We start from the raw sequence: 17,619 nt of genomic DNA on the forward strand, positions 1-17,619 counted from the left end.
TTTAACATCAGCTCAGCAAATACGAAAAATAGTAAGAAGCGTTTGGTACTTCTTACCATTTTTCGTAATTAGCGTTGATTAGTTGTTTGTGTGGGTTTCACAGGCTTGAGAGGAATGTTATTGGCTTGTAACCAGTCCTTACCAACACGCACCGTGACATCAGACTCAATGTCCCCCGTCGATTCGATCAAGACTTCTCCAATTCCCAAGGCATCACGTAATTTTTCAGCGCTTTCCATATCACCATTTTGAGCAATAATTTGCGTCTTAGCAATAGGCTTCGTCCAGCGAGAGCTGGCAGGAAATACTTGAGAATATCCTGCCTTGGATAGCATAGTTGTTGCTTTCTTAGCGCCCTCAGGTTGAGACATACTATCTTGAATCGCAACCCTAATGCTTTGAGGTGTATTATCAGCAAAACTTGCATCGGCAGACTTCATAACCCCAAAATTTTGGTACATGATTTTGGCAAGCATTTTATTATCCAAAATCCAGTAGCTGAGACTATCGAATTCCCCCGGATTACTAAAGCGCCCCGGAGCCATATGCATCTGAATACTCTTGCGATCAATTTTTGCGGTGTAACTAGCAAGGGCAAGAACTTCTTCAACGGATAGATTGGTGTCAATATTGTCCTTAATAATGCCGAGAATCTCAGAAAATTTTGTGATGGATTCAGGCTTTAGTTTCTGCTCAATGAAAGCTCGGAAAAATGCTTGTTGACGCTGTACCCGACCAATATCCCCTAAGTCGTCATGGCGGTAGCGCATATATTGAATAGCTTTACTACCATTTAATTTTTGCTGACCTGCATTGAGGTTGATATATAGATGTTGACTATCATCTTGATATTTCAGCTTTTTCGGCACATAGATATCAATACCGCCAAGGGCATCGACTAATTTACCAAACCCGTTCACGTTGAAGCGAATATAGCGATCGATGGGGATATCGCCTAGAACTTGGCTCACGGTTTGGGCGGACAGTGACGCACCACCTGCATAGTTGGCAAAGTTAATCTTGGTGGTTCCTACGCCTTGGATATTGACACGACTGTCACGGGGAATTGAGAGAACAGCAACTTTTTGGGTAGCTGGGTCAAAACGGATCAGCAACATCGCGTCACTCATCCCATTGAGGTTGTTATCGACCTCAGCGAGATATTTGCCCTTAGGCTTTGACTGGGCATCGGGTAAATCAGAGGTAAGCATGATCGTCCCTAAGACCAAAATATTCACAGGTCGGGTTAGGGTCGGGACACCAGCGATCGCTGAAGTCATGCTATCGGAATTACGATTAAACACAGCAGCTTCATCTGCTGATAGCTGTCTCTGCTGAAAAGGACGACTACTTAATACAAATGCTAATCCTGCACCTAGTCCCCCAGAGATCAGCGCTATAAACAACACTACAAATAGTGTCCACTTGTGACTTAAGAAATTCTTCTTGGCTTTGGGCTTACGTGCCAAATCAGTTTTTTGTCCTAGATTGATGGGATTTGTTGCCACAGGTAGGAAATACTCCTCACGACTGAAAGTTTGATTCAGCGATCGCCCAGCCATGAGCAGGGATGGGACTCAACACACTTTAATGTTATTTCTGACATTTGGAGATTTTTTACGATCTCACTCAGGAACTTTGCACAGGGTTCCTATGACTTTTAGACTAATTTGAATCTAACTTTAGCACTGTATCGTAACTTATCGTTACAAATCACTAAATAGCTTATAGTATGCAATCGGTAAAATCAAATTATTTTGACGGATGATACTACATATTTGTCAATTTAGAGAACTTGATGATCGGCTTTACAATTAAGATACAAAGCCTGAAATAGAGAGATAAAGAATGTGAAAGGTCAACTATCTTCCAAGAGATCTGTGAAAGCCTTGAGTATGGTGATAGCGATCGCCCTAGCAAGTTGTGCTTCTTCGCTACCCAATAAATCTTCGGCTCCAGCAAATCTTACAGTTTTGCCAGAACAAGCCCAAGCTCCGAATGCTGACTCAGCAACACCTGCCAAAGCTGCTGTACCTCGTCCACAACTGATTAAATCGGCTGACATCTCGATACAGGTTAAATCCATCGAAGAAACGACTAAAGCTATCTCAGATTTGGTCAAACAACAACAGGGCGACATTTTAGAGCTACAGGACTTTCGTACTGGCAGCTATGACATTGCTCAGTCAGTGTCTCTCAAACTCAGAATTCCCCAAGAACGTCTTGATGCGGTATTAGAGACGATCGCACAGTTAGGTATTGTCAAGGGGCGATCACTTAAAGCGGAGGATGTATCCAATCAATTAGTCGATTTGCAAGCCCGCCTCAAAAATTTGCGCCAAACTGAGTTGCAGTTACAGGAAATTCTCAAGCAAACTGGCTCCGTCGGTGATGTCCTCAAGGTAACGCAAGAACTCAGCCGTGTGCGGGAAATGATCGAGCAAATTGATGCTCAGCTAACCAATTTAAAAAATCAGGTTGCCTATTCCACAATTCAAGTCACTCTTTCCTCTGCGATCGCTACGATTCCTCCTCAATCCGATCTCGGTACTCAAATTCAAAACACTTGGAATAGTGCAACGAGTTCCTTAGTAGGTGTCAGTATTGGTTTATTAAAACTAGCAATTTGGTTATTAGTCTATTGTCCCTATTGGCTAATCCCCCTAACTATTTATCTATTCCTACGCCGCCGTCGTCGTCAACTTCCCCCAGTTCAAAAGCCTGATCCTGAATCTTAGATAAACGTAAATGTGCTAGCATTAAAAAAGATGCAAATTTAATGCAGGACAGACTCTATGTTAGATATTAGTCGAGATATCCAATCACTCTCTAACTTCAAGCGTAATACTGTGGAATTTATCGAACAAATGAAGCAGACGGGCAACCCTTTAGTCCTTACAGTCAACGGCAAGGCTGAGCTTGTTGTTCAGGATGCTGTATCTTATCAAAAGTTATTAGATGCCTTAGAAAGATTAGAAGCGATCGCAGGAATTAAGCAGGGATTGGAAGATATCAAGGCTAATAGAACTATTAGTCTGAAAGATTTTGAGCAGGAAATGCAGCAAAAACATGGCATTTCAAGTTAGTCTAACTCAACAAGCAAAAAATGAAATTGATACTGCTTACTCTTGGTTAAAAGAACTTAATCCAGACTATGCAGATAATTGGTTTCGAGGGTTGATGAATACGATTGCAACACTGCAAGAGAAACCTAGACGTTGCCCTCTAGCACTAGAAGCTGATGTGTTTACCGAAGAATTACGCCAGCTTATTTATGGGAAATTAAGAAATAAGTACAGAGTTTTATTTACAATTCGTGAAGATACTGTATTTGTACTTCATATTCGTCATAGCTCTCAATCCCCTTTAAATATAGAGGACACCGATGAGTAGCGACATTTAAAATATTTTTATCTACATTTCTTCGGATTTATTCGTTGAAATCAATATTTTCATAAAGGACTGATAAGGGAAATTGTAAATCGATGTTAGTGATGTGAATTAGCGAATCATTTGTCTCAAAATCTATGCCATCGATCGCAATGGATATATATTCCCAAGCTCGATCATCACGTCGCTGGTAGATCTCAATTCTGGGGCGCTCTGGCGTAATCAGGATATAGGTTTTTAATGTATCGAGAAGCATGTAATTTTGCTGCTTGATACCGCGATCGCGTGCTTCGGTAGCAGGAGATAGGACTTCAGCGATCAGGCAGGGATATTGCAAAAAATCACGGGCAAAGCGATCGCGTTCATCGCAAGTAACCACCAAGTCTGGATAGTAGTATTTCCCAGATTTAGTCAACACTTTGGCATCACTGATGGCAACCTTACAACCTTTACCGCGCAAGTGAGGAATCAGTAATGCTGCAAAATTGGCGGCAATTTGACTATGGGGAACAGTTCCTCCCGTCATTGCGATGATTTTCCCATTTTCATATTCATACTTAAGCTCTTGCTCTGATTCCCATTCGAGATATTCAGATGCTGACAAAATCGGAAAATCGGTTAATTGCTCGCTTTGCCGATTAATTTGGGGTTGGGCAATCATACTGTAAGCCTCGCCATCTTCAATTTGCCTGAGCTAGTACCAAGGCTAAAAATGGCTACGCCATTTTTAGCCTTGAAAACCCTTGCTGGGTTTGCTTTTCATTTCACAAAAGTGCATGTAACAACACTTTTTTGAAGTGGTATAGATCGAGAACGATTGGTAATCGCTATGGACTAAAATTAACCTGATTAATGTATCTTATCGAGATTTTTGAAAGATCTGCAAGTTGGTTATGGAAGTTAGATTTCGAGAATGTGATTGGTTTGACTTATGGATCTGGATAAAATTTAATGAAGCTCCCTCCCAGCAGGAAAAACAACTGCTAGACGAAGTATTTAATTCTTGGTTTTTACTTGGTAAATTGGGCGGCTTCAATGCTTGCAATTTACAGGTTTTAGAATCTGGTGTCGATGTAAGCTACTTTGACTATGACAACCAAGCTGCTGATGACGAGATGATGTCAGTGATGCATAACATGACTGACCTAGAGTACGAAAACGACTGGGCAAGGTGTTGGGTTGACTTAGGAACTGCCGATGCGATCGCAATTGATACCCTAGTTAATGCCTTGCGTCAGTTTGATAAAGAATATGTAGCGATCGAAGAGGTCATTATCGGTGGACAAAACTCTGACTGGTTGGTTGAACCCAAGAGTCTCGATGATGAGGATTATGATCAATAAATAGTTTACAGAAGCGTATCCCCTGAGGGGGTAAGCTTCTGTAAACTTCTTTGAAATACAAAACTTAGAGGAAATTCAAATGCGCGTCTTACATACAATGGTTCGGGTTGGTAACTTAGAGCGATCGCTAGATTTTTATACGAATGTCCTTGGCATGAAGGAATTGCGTCGCAAAGATTATCCAGATGGACGCTTTACCCTTGCCTTTGTGGGCTATGGCGATGAATCGAGCAATGCCGTTATCGAGTTAACCCATAACTGGGATACTGAGACCTATGAAATTGGTACTGGCTATGGTCATATTGCGCTAGGCATGGAAAATATCTATACAGCCTGTGACGCAATTCGTGAAAAAGGTGGCAAAATCACCCGTGAACCTGGCCCAATGAAACATGGTACGACTGAGATTGCCTTCGTCGAAGATCCCGATGGTTACAAAATTGAATTAATTCAACTTAAGTAAAATAAGAGGGGGCGCAAAGCGCCCCTTCCTATTTTCTGTTATTTGGTAAAAATTGTTATAAGCTAAAAAGCTGCACACCAATAGCCTCCTCATGCGTAGACCCCGATATACTCCCTCTTGGCATTCCAAGCGCAAATCATCTTGGTTGCGAAACACTTTACTCCTCATCTTTATTGGTTTGCCATTGCTGTTAATTTTGGCAGAACTAATTGCGCGAGGAGCGCTTTTGGCTACAGGTACAACTCAACTTGAACCTAACAAAACTGTAGCGATCGCCCAATCCTATGCCTTTAAATTGCAGGATGCCAATGGTAATAGCTATCCCGGATTACCCGATTCAGGTCGCCTCAAAGTTCGCCGTAGTCCTCTATTAGGATATGAACTAATTCCTAGTCAGAGTAGTGACTATTGGCAAATTAACGACCAAGGCTTTCGTCAAGATTCTTCCGTACCAATTGAAAAACCTGCTGGCGAGATCCGCATATTTTTAGTTGGTGGGTCTACCGCTTTTACGAATATGGCGGAAAAAAATCAAAAGGCATTGGCTTTTAAAATCGAGAAATTAATCAACGATCGCGTCCGCGCCCAAAATAACAACCCTGAAAAATTTAAGCCTAAAGAAACACCCTACTTTGCCGATCAAATCGAGGCAATGCGTGCCTTACCTCCACGTATTCGTGATGGTAGCTATCGGGTCATTGCAGCGGCAGTCCCTGGGTATACCTCTGGCAATGAACTAGCACTGCTATCTCAGAAGGTCAGTGCCTATAGTCCCAATGCCTTAATTATTCTGGATGGCTATGAAGACTTGCGATCGCCCAGTAGTCAGCCTGCCCATGAGATTGGTAACATTGATCAATTGTTGCGCGATCCGATCGCCCAATATCGTCAACACCAAAGCCAACAATTTGGCAACTGGATAAATTCTTTCTATTTAGTCAAAGCATGGCAAAAGTGGATCGTTCCTGCCGATACAGCGACATTTAGCTCTGATTATCAAATCTTTAGTGCTGAGCAATTTAGCAAAGATCCCAAAGAGTTACAAAAAAGGATTGATCGCTACGTCTACAACACAAAGCAAATGACAAAGTTAGCTGGTGACATTCCCACTTTGATTGTGCTTCAGCCAGAGATCACAGGTAAGAAAAAGGCTCTAACCAAGGAAGAGCAAGGCATACTTAAGTCTTTGGGTAATGAATATAGCGATCGCGTTACCAATGCGTACAATGTTGCTGAAAAAACTCTGAGCAGCCAATTTCCAAACACAAAATTTATTAATTTCTATCAACTATTTCAATCAAGCAATCAACAAGCTTTTATTGATCCAATTCATCTAACGGAAGCTGCCAATGATACGGTGGCACAAAAGTTGTATGAAAGTATCGAACAGGCATTTTCGGTACAACCAGCTCCCAACTCGATCAATAGTGACATCACACCACAGTCTGTTCCCACGCCACAGCCCACGCCTACACCTGAGCCAGCAAAACCTACCTCTCCTCCTGCCAGTCTTTCTGAAACACTGCAACGAGTACAAGGACAGTAACAAAAGTAAAGTTCATCCCCTAGGGGATGAACTTTACTTTTTAAAAGGTTTTCAGAATGAGAGTCACTGAAGTAAACTATTGAAGTTAGTGAGTTTAATAAATCTTTATGGTAGAACCAATTTTGTCGGGCATTTGCCTCGGTCTTATTTTCATTACCCTTGGTGGACTATTTTTCGCTGCTTATCAGCAATACCGTAGAGTCTAGCAACACAAAGAAAAAGAGGCGCAATGCGCCTCTTTTTCTTTAGGAGTCAGATTCTTCAGGCTGTTCTAGATATCGACAGATTTCATTAATTTTCATCCGATAAATATGTGGCCAGCCACCATTAGTCTCAATGTCGCGTAAGAGATTAAATAGCTCATGCCGACTAATTGGTAATGCAGGTTGAAATAAATCATCCCGAATCCGTTTATGAAGTGATTCTAAGATCCGCAAAATTTGTAAAAGACTCTCGGCATTGCCTTGTTGAGCTTGAGAAATTTGCCAAATGCGATCGCTGAGCGCTTCCAGCTCAGACAAATCAGCAGTTTGCCCCTGTTGTGATTGGTTCTGTGATTGGATTTCTGTTTGTGCCAAGCTAAGTACCCTCGTGCGCGATAATATGGTGATTGGAATTTTACAAATTAAGTCTTTAGTTAGCTAACCTCTATGGCTAGTCTAAAGCACCAACAACTCCTTAACGATCTCAATTTAAAATCCCAAACTTAGATCGTATTTTTTAACAGATTCTAGAATATGCGGTATAAAACGCTGCATATCCGAAGTCTAAAATGTTACCCGTTAAATTAAAAAGAGGTTATTTATGAAATTTCGTAGTTTTACGAAAGCAATTTTTACATTGTGTATCAGTTTATGCATGTTAGTAGCTAGTGGTGTATTTGCTAGCACTACTTTTGCTGCTGTCCCCCCAGGTTTGACCTATGACCAAATTGTAAATACTGGTTTAGCAAACAAATGTGGTGACATTTTGGGTGCTTCTCGCGGTGGTCGTAACTTTATTCCCGTTGGTGCAGGTCAGTCTGTCGAAATTACCGACCTTTGCTTAGAGCCAACCTCCTTCTATGTCAAAGAAGAATCGAACAACAAGCGCAAAAAACCTGAGTTCGTAGCTAGCAAGTTAATGACTCGCTCTACTTCTAGTCTTGACTTTGTAAAGGCAACTGTTACTGGTAATAGCGATGGTAGCTTGAGCCTGGTAGAAACCGATGGTCTAGACTATCAACCAATCACTGTCAAAATGCCTGGTGGTGAATTGGTAGCGATTTTGTTCACCATCAAGGGTTATAAGGCAACCACAAACCCTGGTGTAAATGGTCTGACTACATCTGTTGACTTCGTTGGTACAACTGATGTTCCTACCTATCGTGGTTCTGGCTTTATCGATCCTAAGGGTCGTGGTCTAGCGATCGGTTATGACGCTGCTGAAGCTTTACCTGCAAAGCGTAACTCTTTCGATAACCGCAGCGTTAAGGATGACTCGACTTCTAAGGGTACTCTATCCTTGCAAATTGCTAAGTTGAATGCTGATACTGGCGAAATCGCTGGTACTTTCGAGACCGAACAAACCTCTGACAATGACCTCGGTGGTGTTGAGCCTAAGGAAGTAATCATTCGCGGCGTATTCTACGGCAAAGTTAACGCTTAAGCCCTAATCAAAGCTTTTGAAAAAGGAGAGTCTTATTAATTTAAGACCTCCTTTTTTAATGAATATTTAGATAGTATTCAGTTGGACTTACAGTATCAATAGCTTGGATTGATTTTTATGGCTTAGATATTTTTTCCCATATATCCAACAAATACTTTAAGCTCAATAAATGATTGGTTAATTCACATCGTTTTATCAAAGCATCAAAATATTTTTTATCTTCAATAGCTCTTGGCTTTTCCTTTCTATAAGACAATCCAAATTCTCGTAAATACTGCTTTAAGTATTTTTCATGAAATCTTGCTCTTGTCGGATAACTGGTTGGATAATTCATCTTCTCTGGATCGTTGACAAGAACATCGTAATAAGGTTGAAAATTTGAGAAAAATTCAGAATTACCTTTAGCTATATATTGATTTGGAATATCTGCATTACCTAAAGCCCAAGTTTCAATACAGCAATGCTGAATAATAATATGAAACTGTATCAACTGATTTTCATTTATACCAAGTTTAGTTTTAAATTCTTCGAGCTTCACCTTAATCTCTGCAAATCGATCTTGATAAGTGTCATCTTCTGAATCTATACAAATAAAAAAATGATCTACATTATTGTAGTTTTTGATATCAAGTAAACATTGCTCCAATAATGATTGACCTCCATAGAGTTTTGGTGAACTAACCATATTGGGATACCCATTCCCTGCAATTATCCGACATGAATTATCTGTCATATCTTCAGGCTTATCTACAAAGTTAATATTGGAGAAAAAATGAGTTAACCAAGCTTTGTATACTTTAGGTTCTGTCTTACCTCCTTCAACTAAAAACAAAAGGTTCACGCAGCAATATCCTCATTTTCAAGTAAGTTAATTAGTTGCGTAAATTTATCTAAGCTAGATGCTGTATTAAGTGTAGGAATATCTATAGCTTTTCTGGATCTTATTACTCCATTATTTCTAGATACTAATTGCCAAGTTTTCCAAGGGATATTATTAATAACATATGGATGATGACTAGTAAGTATAAATTGCAAATCTAGGGACATATCTAGAATTAACTCTGTTAGCTGAGGCATACAATTAACACCTAAACTATTTTCAAATTCATCAATAACAATTACAGATTCTTCAGGCGCAGCTATAATTTCCACTAAACAAGTTAATACCCGATACATACCCGAAGATATTTGGAATTGTGAAATCCATTTCTCTGAATCATTTTCTTTGATCTCAAAAAGAAGATTATATCTATCATGAGCTTCACTATCAACAATAATCTTTATGTTTTCTACAGAAGTAAAAATTTCAATATAAATTTCTTTAATTGTATTAAATACTCTTGGGAAAAGTGATTCTAGATAATATGCTTTAAGTAATGTTGGTGCATCAACAAGGTCTGACTTGAGTTTTTGTAAATAAGTACGATATTCATAATCATCTAAGTCCAAATATTCTGGTATTTGCACATTGCTGGGTGCTGATTTCATGGAAACAATAGCACTTTGAGGATTTTCGTTGAAAATAAATCTTTTAAAAGCTTCAGCTATAGGTGCGATAGCATCTTCTTCAGCAAGAATAGTAATTGCACTTTCAGTCCTCTTGAGTTTTGGAAGCTTTCGATTGTTTAATTTGGATACTTTACTAGTACGATGTAAAATCTCTATCTCATTAGATTTATTAACTTCAATAATTTTTTCATCCAAAATTTCAGCTTGTTCTGGCTCACTTGTAAAAGGATCATAAATAGAATTTGAGACTTCAGCTTCTAGACTCCAACGATAGTTTTTATTTAAGTGAGAAAAGTTAATAGACCACTTTACATCTTCCAATAATTGAACTTTGCCTTGGGCAACATTACAGATAAAATTAAGTGCCTTAAGGATCCTCGTTTTTCCAACACCAGAAGCACCTACTAATAGGTTTAAGTTTTCAAAGGAAACTTCTTCAATATTTAGGTTTCGGCTATTACTGTTAAAGCTAAAACTATTTATTTTCATGATTGTTCTGTAAATGCTTTTTGAAAAAGTCTAGGGTATAGCCAATTTCTAGGACTTGATTACTGCGCTTGCTAGAGCCGTGACCTTCATCGGGGAAGATGACTAATTGTGAAGGGATTTTTTTCTGTTCGAGAATTTTTTGGATTTGGATCGCTTCACCGACAGGGACTCGCGGATCGTTTGCACCTTGGATGATTAGTAATGGGGCTTTGATGCGATCGCTATAGGTCACAGGCGATAGTTCAATCAGTGCATCCCGATCCTTAACAGGATCGCCATATTCACTAATTCGTAAAATGCGGCGATAGGGAGCAGTGTTATTTAAAAACGTGAGTAGATTGCTAATGCCAACAATCGAGACACCTGCATCATAACTACCTGCAAATTTTGACATCCCAACTAGTGCCGAATAGCCGCCATAGCTACCACCGACAATACCGATTTTGGGAGTGATTCCGTTAGCTTGCCAGTTTTTGCGGATATAGATTGATGCGTCTTCGATATCAGTGATTACTTTGAGGCGATCGCGTCCATTATCAGCATTGAGCCAAGTTTTGCCATAGCCCTCACTACCGCGAACATTCGGCTCCGCAAATACAAAGCCTGCATTCACAAATAACTGGGCATAGCGATTGAAACCTGCGGTACTTTGTCCCTCTGGCCCCCCATGAAAATGAACAATTACGGGGCAAGGCTTTTCCAGAGGATTTTGGGGAGTATTTTCACATTGGGGCGATCGATAGACAAACATGGGGATTTTTGTCCCATCTCGCGTTGTGTAGGTCTCTAGCTTAGCAGCCGTAAATTTACTGGTGTCAATTTCGGGGGTGCTAGGCAAGACCCATTGCGTGAGTTTTTTAGTCTGCCAATCATATACATAGCTAAGTCTTGGAGCTTTGGCAGTTTCTACCCCAATGGTGGTGAAGCGACCATTACGGGTAGTTAAACCTGTATAGATATGATCTGCATTCGCAAATTCAGGCAGCTCGATCGCCTCATAGTTATTGGTGGCGATCGCCTTAACCCTTGTGTAACCGCCATCATTAATCGAGTAGAGAATGCGTTGGCGTTGATCATCGATATCAAAGCTAGCAACATCCGCTTTTAGCTCTGGGGTAATGGGCGTAAATTGCTTGTTTTTGTAACTATAAAGACGACGAAACTCACTAAATTTGGGAGTTAGTACTAAATATTCGTCAGCGTTTACACCATATTGAATGCCATATTCTTCCTTCTCTTTTTGACCAATGAGAGGGGTAGTGGTTCTAGTTTTGACATCGTATTCGTAATATTCCTGCGATTGGCTACCCGTTGCTTTTGCAAAGAGAAATTTTTCGCGATCGCCTGTTTTCGGATTCACATACACATCGGCAATCCACCAAATCCCATCGCCGCCAGAAATTGGCACTTTCTTTTTGGTTTGCAAATCGTAGCGATAAATTGTATTGGAGTCGGGTTTAACATCATTGGCACTGAAATAGATCGTGCGGGAGTCATTGCCAATATATTGCAGTGAGGTACGCACACCTGCTAGGTGCTGGATAACTTCTAACTCTCCGCCATTGGTCGATTGCAAATATAGTCCCGGATTTTCCTCGCCTTGGCGATCGCGAGATAGGATCAGGTATTTACCGTCAGGAGTCATGCCTGCGATCGTTGTGGCATCCTGCCCTCCCGTCACTTGCACAGGAAATTTTTGTGCGCCATCGAGCCGCCACACCTGCACTGTTCCTGTAATTCCCCAAGTAAAAAACATCCGCTTGCCATCGGGTGTGACCATCCCTAACCCTGGCGATCGCACATCGAGAATGGACTCAATCGGACGGGTGACACTAGGCGGTAGTGCCGTTGGTGCATAGCGTTTAAGAATTGCAGGATCGAGGCTATCTTTACCTAATCCTGAATACTGAGCCTGAGCTGGTAGGGCAGCAACGGTAAGACTAGAGAGAAGCACAGAAAATAATAGCGATCGCTGATTCATAAAGTGGGATTGCTTTCACAATAAGTTATAAAAGGTTTGCTAAGAAAGAAAAGTCAATAATTACTAATAGTTAATACCTACCCTAGCCCATTTAGATTGTATCCAAATATAGACAAGAAATAGCCCAGACAGGGCTGCCGCGATCGCCCATTTTATGGAATCTTTCCAAAGCGCGTTACTAATCCTTCTTTTAATTTCATCGGATTGCGACTGCGTCTGATTAATCGATGTATTAATCTCAGTTAAAAGCTTTTTCTTAACCTCTTGAGGCTTGGGTATTTTGGCGACTAATGACTGCTGTTGAGGATTTAGAGATTTTAAAACATCACGAATTTCATTGTCAGTATTTGATTTGTTCAAACGCTCAGCGATCGCTTGTAAAGGACTATTTTGTTGAGCAGTTTTAGCGATGATATCGCCTTGACGAATAGTTTGAACACGGAACGTATTGACAATATCTAAAGGAACACCGAGGAAGAAAAACACTGCCATCACCAAAGCTAGCCAAGAAATAACTTTTGTAGCTATCTGTTCCCATTTTATACGCGCACTATATTCACCAAAAAAGATCAAGGGGAATGATAGTAGTAATAGTGGAACTCTTTCAACAATTTGACCAAAAGTATTTAGCTCCCAAACGGCATCAGTAAATTTTAATGGTAGGACAATTGTTAAAAGATCTAAAATGAATAAAGCTAGTAAGAAATAGCCAACACCTCTTAATAAAGTAAATGTCTGTCTACCCATAGCTGGCACTTGAATATCTTGCATAACTATCTCCAATTTATTGATGGAATTGATTTTTTGAAAAAGTACTATTCCTTAGGGAAATTATCTTTCCAGTAAAGATGCCAATTAATCCATACTTTTTCTAAGGTTTGATATTTTTTATCTAAAGAGCTGCTATTTTGCCCAAGATCATTTTTTTCTATTGGTATCGATATGGTTGTAAATAAACAGCGATCATCGAATAAATCACTAGTTCCCATTAAATAAGCACTAATATGACTCCAAGTCATCTCAAGGGGACGATTATTAATAAACTGCTCTTCAGTAGCAGTCGTCATACCACGTGAATTAATACATGATGATAAGTAAGCCCGTTCTTTATCAGAGAATAAAGCATAATATCCTACTTTATCTAAATACCGCATACTTAGATTATTGTTAGAGGATTTTACGCCAATCATTTCTAATGATTTAGAAATCGAAACTGTTCCATTGGTATATATTGCATCAACTCTTAAAACATTTCGTGACGATGATACATATAAATACTGTTGAGCAGAAGTAGCATCATTATCCAAAGAAATATTTAAAATTTTACTTTCTTTAAATTGCCAATTAGCCAAAGATATTTGATTAGGCAGTTGTAATTTTGAGCGAGTTTTAAGATTAAGATTGAACAGACAAATGCTAATAGCAACAAAGCTTGAAGTACAGGCGATTACTAAGCAAGACGTCTTAATATTCTTGAGGAATTTCAATCTTGATTTTTGATATTTATATCCTTGAGCTAAGTTTATCTGATTCATCTTGATTATATTTAGAAGATTTATTCAATACTTGATAGGATATTCCACCAATCAAAAAAACAATCAGATTTGAGAAAATCCCTGCACCTCCTCCAACATGCCAATAGTTAAAATTATTTATATCACCTTGATTTAAAAGTATTGCTAATAAAAATAGGCGAATACTGTTAATAAAAACAATTAAAAAAACCGTACTTATATAGATAAAGATTTGTTTGGTTTTACTTGTAGGATAAATACTTAATAAAACAACGATAAAGGGAAGCATTGTTAATATGGGTCCCACACTAGAGCAGCTAGGCATTATTTCAACCGCTCCATTTTGGAGATAAATAACAGCACCCTGCCTAATAGATTGGAAGCCGAAATAGTGCAGCATAAAATTGAGAAACTGGGCATCAATATTTACAATCGGCTTTAATATATTATATAAAGATGCATAGGGCAAAGAAATAAGGGTTGCAACTAAAATTTCATTCTTGTAATTTATTAAGCGTCTAAATCCTGTAGTTACTAGGAGTAGACCGATACAAGTAATCACAGGGAAGAAGCCATATAAAACATCAATTTTTGATAGATAATATCGTCCCAAACTATGTCTGATGATCATCCATAGGATTAAAATTGTTCCCAAAATTGAAGCAGTGAGACTGCCACGCAATCTGAGCCTAAATTTCCGTTTCCACAGCAAAAAGCCAATACTAAACCATCCCAAGAAGTTAAGTAAAGATGGTACTCTTTCGGATATTTTCCAGACACTATACAGGTGAAGGATCGCCAAACAGCTAAGAGTTGCAAATATCCAAAAAGTCCGATCAGTCAGGATCTTTTTTAGCTGCTGTAGTTGCGATTCCATAATGTTTTTATATCTTTAATCAAATTGGCGATCGCGCGTCTTGTTGATCACGCAGAGTGTGGAAATCTTTGTCAGGAGTCCACTGAATTGCACCATCTCTGCCTGTCCAAAATACGCGAATTTTGGCTTCATAGAATTGATTGACTATTTCCTCAACAACACTTGTGGCTGAAGCGATCGCAATTTTAGGACTAATCGCTTCCAAAATCTTGGAATCAATTTGCCCGCCTGTCCACCAGAGAATATTCGCGGATAATTTTGGTAGTAAGTCTTTTTGACCAATGATCACCTGTTGTGCCTTTTGGTCAGCATTAGCAAGCATTAGCCAAGATAGCTCACCCGTTTTGATTTTGAGAATAGCTGGTGATTGATTGAGTAGTTGCACCTCGATTTGGTTATTAATCGTGAGAGTTTCACCCACTTTGAGTGAAGCTAAGGGAGTCTTTGCCGTGGACAGAGACTGTTGGAGGTCTTGATAGGGCTTAGGCGTAACACCAAGGCTAATATCGCGGAACTGGGCGATCGCTACAGAACTAGACATAAGCGTGTTCCATCCGTCACTGATATCTGGCTGCGTATCGGTCGAAACTGCCCAATCAATACGATTAATACCCAATTTTTGCAATAGTGGTTGCAGGGTGAAACTGGCAAATTGCCGATCACCGCTATTAATCAGTACTGTTTGATTTTGATTACGGATGAGCATTATCGGCACATCATTAAATGCAGGTAATGTCACTTGAAATGCATTTGCTTGGGCGATCGCATTGGGGACAAATAACACCACACAGGCAAGAACAAAGGCAATCGTCCAGCGCTGCATTTTGCCAAACCAAGGCACAAGCCAAATTGCTATGAATAACGCATAGGCAAGCAACATTTGCCAGAGATGAATTGCCCCAACATTGGTATTGGCATTAGGTAGCGTGTTAACCCATTGAGCAATGTCAATTGTCCAATGCAGCAAGGGATAAAGTAGCCATGCAATACCCGCACCAATCGGTACAAAAATAATTGCTAATAGCCCGCTAATAATGCCGCCATAGGTAGATATTGACACTAGAGGTGTTGTACAAACATTAGCTAGCAGACTATAGGGTGTCAGTTTGCCAAATACAACCAATTGCAAAGGCAATGTCCAAATATATGCTGCGATCGGTACAGACATTAGTTCTGCGATCGCTGGGGGTAGCCATTCTAAACGCTCGGAAATCGAACGTGAGGTGGTGAGTAGTCCAAAGGTGGCAAGAAAACTAAACTGAAAACCTAAATCCCAAATCCAGAGTGGTTGATAGAGCAGTAGCAATACCGCTGTAATTACTAAACCCAACACGGGACGACTACGACGCTGTACGACTAAACCAATCAAACTACCGAAGCCCATAACAACTGCTCGTAAAATCGAGGGACTAGCGCCTGTCAGGAGTAAATATCCCCCCAAGCACAGGCTACCAATCAAAAATTGCAGTTTCAGTGAACTATTGTGGCTAATCGCGATCGCAGCTCCCAATACCAACGTGACTTGAAAGCCTGAAGCTGCCAGTACTGCCGCTAATCCCGCATTAATAAATTCATCCTTGAGATCGCTCGGCAAGTCCACTGCACGGCTACCTAGTACTAAAGAGCTAAGCAAGGAACCCTCTGGCACACCTGCCCCCATCACATGGGCACGGACAATCTTACTAATAAACCACCATTCCCCAAAGGAGGGTGGATCACCTTGGAGAATTAGCGATCGCCCACTTAGCCCTGCAAATACACCTTGACGCGCTAAGTAGGACTTAAAATCAAAGGCTCCAAAGTTATCAGCACGACTAGGCAAATATAATCTTCCTGAAAGTTCGATCGCTTGTCCTGCCCGTAAACCTGTCACCTCAATCAATGGCACAGTGACATATAACTTGCCCGCAGTTGCAACAAACTTATTTGCTTCATCGGACTTCGTTTCTGTAGTGCTAGTAGTTGGAGTTGTTGCTGGATCAGGATTTTGACTAATATCCTTAAGATTTAATTTACCAGAAGGATTAATTTCTCGCACCTCTAGCAAAAATTTTGCCCTTTCACTGCGAGTTAGACTAGGCGGTTCCACCACCTGTCCCCGCACAATCACATTCGATATGGGTGCATATTTAGAAATATCGTTAGCTTGGGGTTGGGGCGTGCGCAGTTTCACATAAAAACAAGCAAAAATTGCTATCAATGTTGCAAGTAGATATACCCAACGCTTAGGACCTAAACGCCAGACAGCAGGAACCAGCAGCGATAAACCAAAGCCGATACCAAATACTGTATAAAAGCCTGTCCAGTCTGGCAAAAAGCTGGCATATGCCCCTGCCACAAAAAACAAAGCTAAAACTAAGGCAATTTGCGATCTCCTCATGTACTCAATTTCAAGGCTAACTTAAGGTATCGTCGTAATTGTTCCGAAGGTAGCGATCGCTAAATTCTGAAGGTGGGCGATCGTTACTCCAAGCCCACCAAGCTGCTTGGCACTCGCATTTATAAAATTCTTGCCATTTCCGTTGATGATTTTCCGTGTAAACAGGCGATCGGCGATTGACCCACACCGCTTCAGCTTTACTTGGAGGTTGACTACAGCGTGGACAACAAAAACTACTGGCGTGTGTAGCCTTTTCGACCCACTCTGGAGGAATCGGATTAAAAGCTTCCATAAAAAATGACAGGTAACGCGACTCCGCGATAATTGTTTCTAAAGATCCCAAGATCTTGCCTTAAGTTAACGCAAGATTAGCAATAAATGTCCTACGCTACTCATTTCTCTGCAAATAAATCCACCCAAAAAGCATAAAGTTGTGGAACAAATCGAGTATTCACCAAAATTGTTCATACTTTACTGTAC

At 40.2% G+C, this 17,619-nt stretch carries 19 protein-coding genes; 8 read left to right on the forward strand and 11 right to left on the reverse strand.

What is annotated here, in order from left to right; translation table 11 throughout:
• Positions 1–68: 68 nt before the first annotated feature.
• Complete coding sequence (locus NMG48_RS02810; protein WP_271253892.1) at positions 69–1,562, reverse strand: LCP family protein; 1,494 nt, start codon at positions 1,560–1,562, stop codon at positions 69–71.
• 288 nt (positions 1,563–1,850) lie between these two features.
• On the opposite strand from NMG48_RS02810, the gene NMG48_RS02815 reads away from it, so the two are divergent.
• The 3 genes from NMG48_RS02815 to NMG48_RS02825 are packed head-to-tail and all read left to right on the forward strand — an operon-like array spanning position 1,851 to position 3,393.
• Positions 1,851–2,738 (forward strand): DUF4349 domain-containing protein, encoded by an 888-nt coding sequence (locus NMG48_RS02815; protein WP_271253893.1) that lies wholly within the window; start codon positions 1,851–1,853, stop codon positions 2,736–2,738.
• A gap of 57 nt (positions 2,739–2,795) precedes the next feature.
• Positions 2,796–3,086 carry a type II toxin-antitoxin system Phd/YefM family antitoxin gene (locus tag NMG48_RS02820; protein WP_271253894.1) on the forward strand — a complete coding sequence of 97 codons (291 nt, stop codon included), beginning with the start codon at positions 2,796–2,798 and terminating at the stop codon, positions 3,084–3,086.
• The gene (locus NMG48_RS02825; protein ID WP_271253895.1) at positions 3,070–3,393 is read left to right on the forward strand and encodes a type II toxin-antitoxin system RelE/ParE family toxin; all 324 of its coding nucleotides are present in this window, start codon (positions 3,070–3,072) and stop codon (positions 3,391–3,393) included. The genes NMG48_RS02820 and NMG48_RS02825 overlap by 17 nt, the downstream gene beginning before the upstream one ends.
• A gap of 37 nt (positions 3,394–3,430) precedes the next feature.
• On the opposite strand, the gene NMG48_RS02830 is transcribed toward NMG48_RS02825, so the two are convergent.
• Positions 3,431–4,051, reverse strand: coding sequence for a Uma2 family endonuclease (locus NMG48_RS02830; protein ID WP_271253896.1), 621 nt, complete (start codon positions 4,049–4,051; stop codon positions 3,431–3,433).
• A gap of 232 nt (positions 4,052–4,283) precedes the next feature.
• Here NMG48_RS02830 and NMG48_RS02835 point away from each other — a divergent pair, with 232 nt between their 5' ends.
• The 4 genes from NMG48_RS02835 (at position 4,284) to petG (ending at position 6,948) form a co-directional block, all read left to right on the forward strand.
• Entirely contained in the window at positions 4,284–4,733 is a 450-nt protein-coding gene (locus NMG48_RS02835) for a DUF3531 family protein (protein WP_271253897.1), read from the forward strand.
• A gap of 79 nt (positions 4,734–4,812) precedes the next feature.
• Positions 4,813–5,196, forward strand: coding sequence for a lactoylglutathione lyase (gloA, locus tag NMG48_RS02840; RefSeq protein ID WP_271253898.1), 384 nt, complete (start codon positions 4,813–4,815; stop codon positions 5,194–5,196).
• Positions 5,197–5,287: 91 nt separating this feature from the next.
• Positions 5,288–6,742 (forward strand): hypothetical protein, encoded by a 1,455-nt coding sequence (locus NMG48_RS02845; protein WP_271253899.1) that lies wholly within the window; start codon positions 5,288–5,290, stop codon positions 6,740–6,742.
• A 107-nt stretch (positions 6,743–6,849) separates the two neighbouring features.
• Positions 6,850–6,948 carry a cytochrome b6-f complex subunit V gene (gene petG / locus NMG48_RS02850; protein WP_071590170.1) on the forward strand — a complete coding sequence of 33 codons (99 nt, stop codon included), beginning with the start codon at positions 6,850–6,852 and terminating at the stop codon, positions 6,946–6,948.
• A 39-nt stretch (positions 6,949–6,987) separates the two neighbouring features.
• Here petG and NMG48_RS02855 read toward each other — a convergent pair whose 3' ends face one another.
• Positions 6,988–7,320: a hypothetical protein gene (locus NMG48_RS02855; protein ID WP_169364279.1), complete on the reverse strand. Its 333-nt coding sequence runs from the start codon at positions 7,318–7,320 to the stop codon at positions 6,988–6,990.
• 226 nt (positions 7,321–7,546) lie between these two features.
• Here NMG48_RS02855 and psbO point away from each other — a divergent pair, with 226 nt between their 5' ends.
• Entirely contained in the window at positions 7,547–8,389 is an 843-nt protein-coding gene (psbO, locus tag NMG48_RS02860) for a photosystem II manganese-stabilizing polypeptide (protein WP_271253900.1), read from the forward strand.
• A gap of 115 nt (positions 8,390–8,504) precedes the next feature.
• Here the strand turns inward: psbO and NMG48_RS02865 are convergent, their stop codons facing one another.
• The 8 genes from NMG48_RS02865 to NMG48_RS02900 all read right to left on the reverse strand — a co-directional run bounded on the left by NMG48_RS02865 (position 8,505) and on the right by NMG48_RS02900 (position 17,431).
• Entirely contained in the window at positions 8,505–9,230 is a 726-nt protein-coding gene (locus NMG48_RS02865) for a hypothetical protein (RefSeq protein ID WP_271253901.1), read from the reverse strand.
• Positions 9,227–10,387: an AAA family ATPase gene (locus NMG48_RS02870; RefSeq protein WP_271253902.1), complete on the reverse strand. Its 1,161-nt coding sequence runs from the start codon at positions 10,385–10,387 to the stop codon at positions 9,227–9,229. The genes NMG48_RS02865 and NMG48_RS02870 overlap by 4 nt, the downstream gene beginning before the upstream one ends.
• On the reverse strand, positions 10,374–12,368 hold the full coding sequence (locus tag NMG48_RS02875; RefSeq protein WP_271253903.1) for a S9 family peptidase: 1,995 nt from the start codon (positions 12,366–12,368) through the stop codon (positions 10,374–10,376). The genes NMG48_RS02870 and NMG48_RS02875 overlap by 14 nt, the downstream gene beginning before the upstream one ends.
• A 63-nt stretch (positions 12,369–12,431) precedes the next feature.
• Positions 12,432–13,139 carry an HpsJ-like protein, cyanoexosortase A-associated gene (gene hpsJ-A / locus NMG48_RS02880; RefSeq protein WP_271253904.1) on the reverse strand — a complete coding sequence of 236 codons (708 nt, stop codon included), beginning with the start codon at positions 13,137–13,139 and terminating at the stop codon, positions 12,432–12,434.
• A 44-nt stretch (positions 13,140–13,183) separates the two neighbouring features.
• Positions 13,184–13,903 (reverse strand): cyanoexosortase A system-associated protein, encoded by a 720-nt coding sequence (locus tag NMG48_RS02885; protein WP_271253905.1) that lies wholly within the window; start codon positions 13,901–13,903, stop codon positions 13,184–13,186.
• A complete protein-coding gene (locus NMG48_RS02890) occupies positions 13,872–14,759 on the reverse strand; it encodes an archaeosortase/exosortase family protein (RefSeq protein WP_271253906.1) in 888 nt (295 codons plus the stop codon). Before NMG48_RS02890 ends, NMG48_RS02885 begins: the two co-directional genes overlap by 32 nt.
• A 19-nt stretch (positions 14,760–14,778) precedes the next feature.
• Complete coding sequence (locus NMG48_RS02895; RefSeq protein ID WP_271253907.1) at positions 14,779–17,139, reverse strand: ComEC/Rec2 family competence protein; 2,361 nt, start codon at positions 17,137–17,139, stop codon at positions 14,779–14,781.
• A gap of 16 nt (positions 17,140–17,155) precedes the next feature.
• Positions 17,156–17,431: a hypothetical protein gene (locus tag NMG48_RS02900; protein ID WP_126387950.1), complete on the reverse strand. Its 276-nt coding sequence runs from the start codon at positions 17,429–17,431 to the stop codon at positions 17,156–17,158.
• Positions 17,432–17,619 lie beyond the last annotated feature (188 nt).

Source organism: Pseudanabaena sp. Chao 1811 (assembly GCF_027942295.1).
Taxonomy (GTDB): domain Bacteria; phylum Cyanobacteriota; class Cyanobacteriia; order Pseudanabaenales; family Pseudanabaenaceae; genus Pseudanabaena.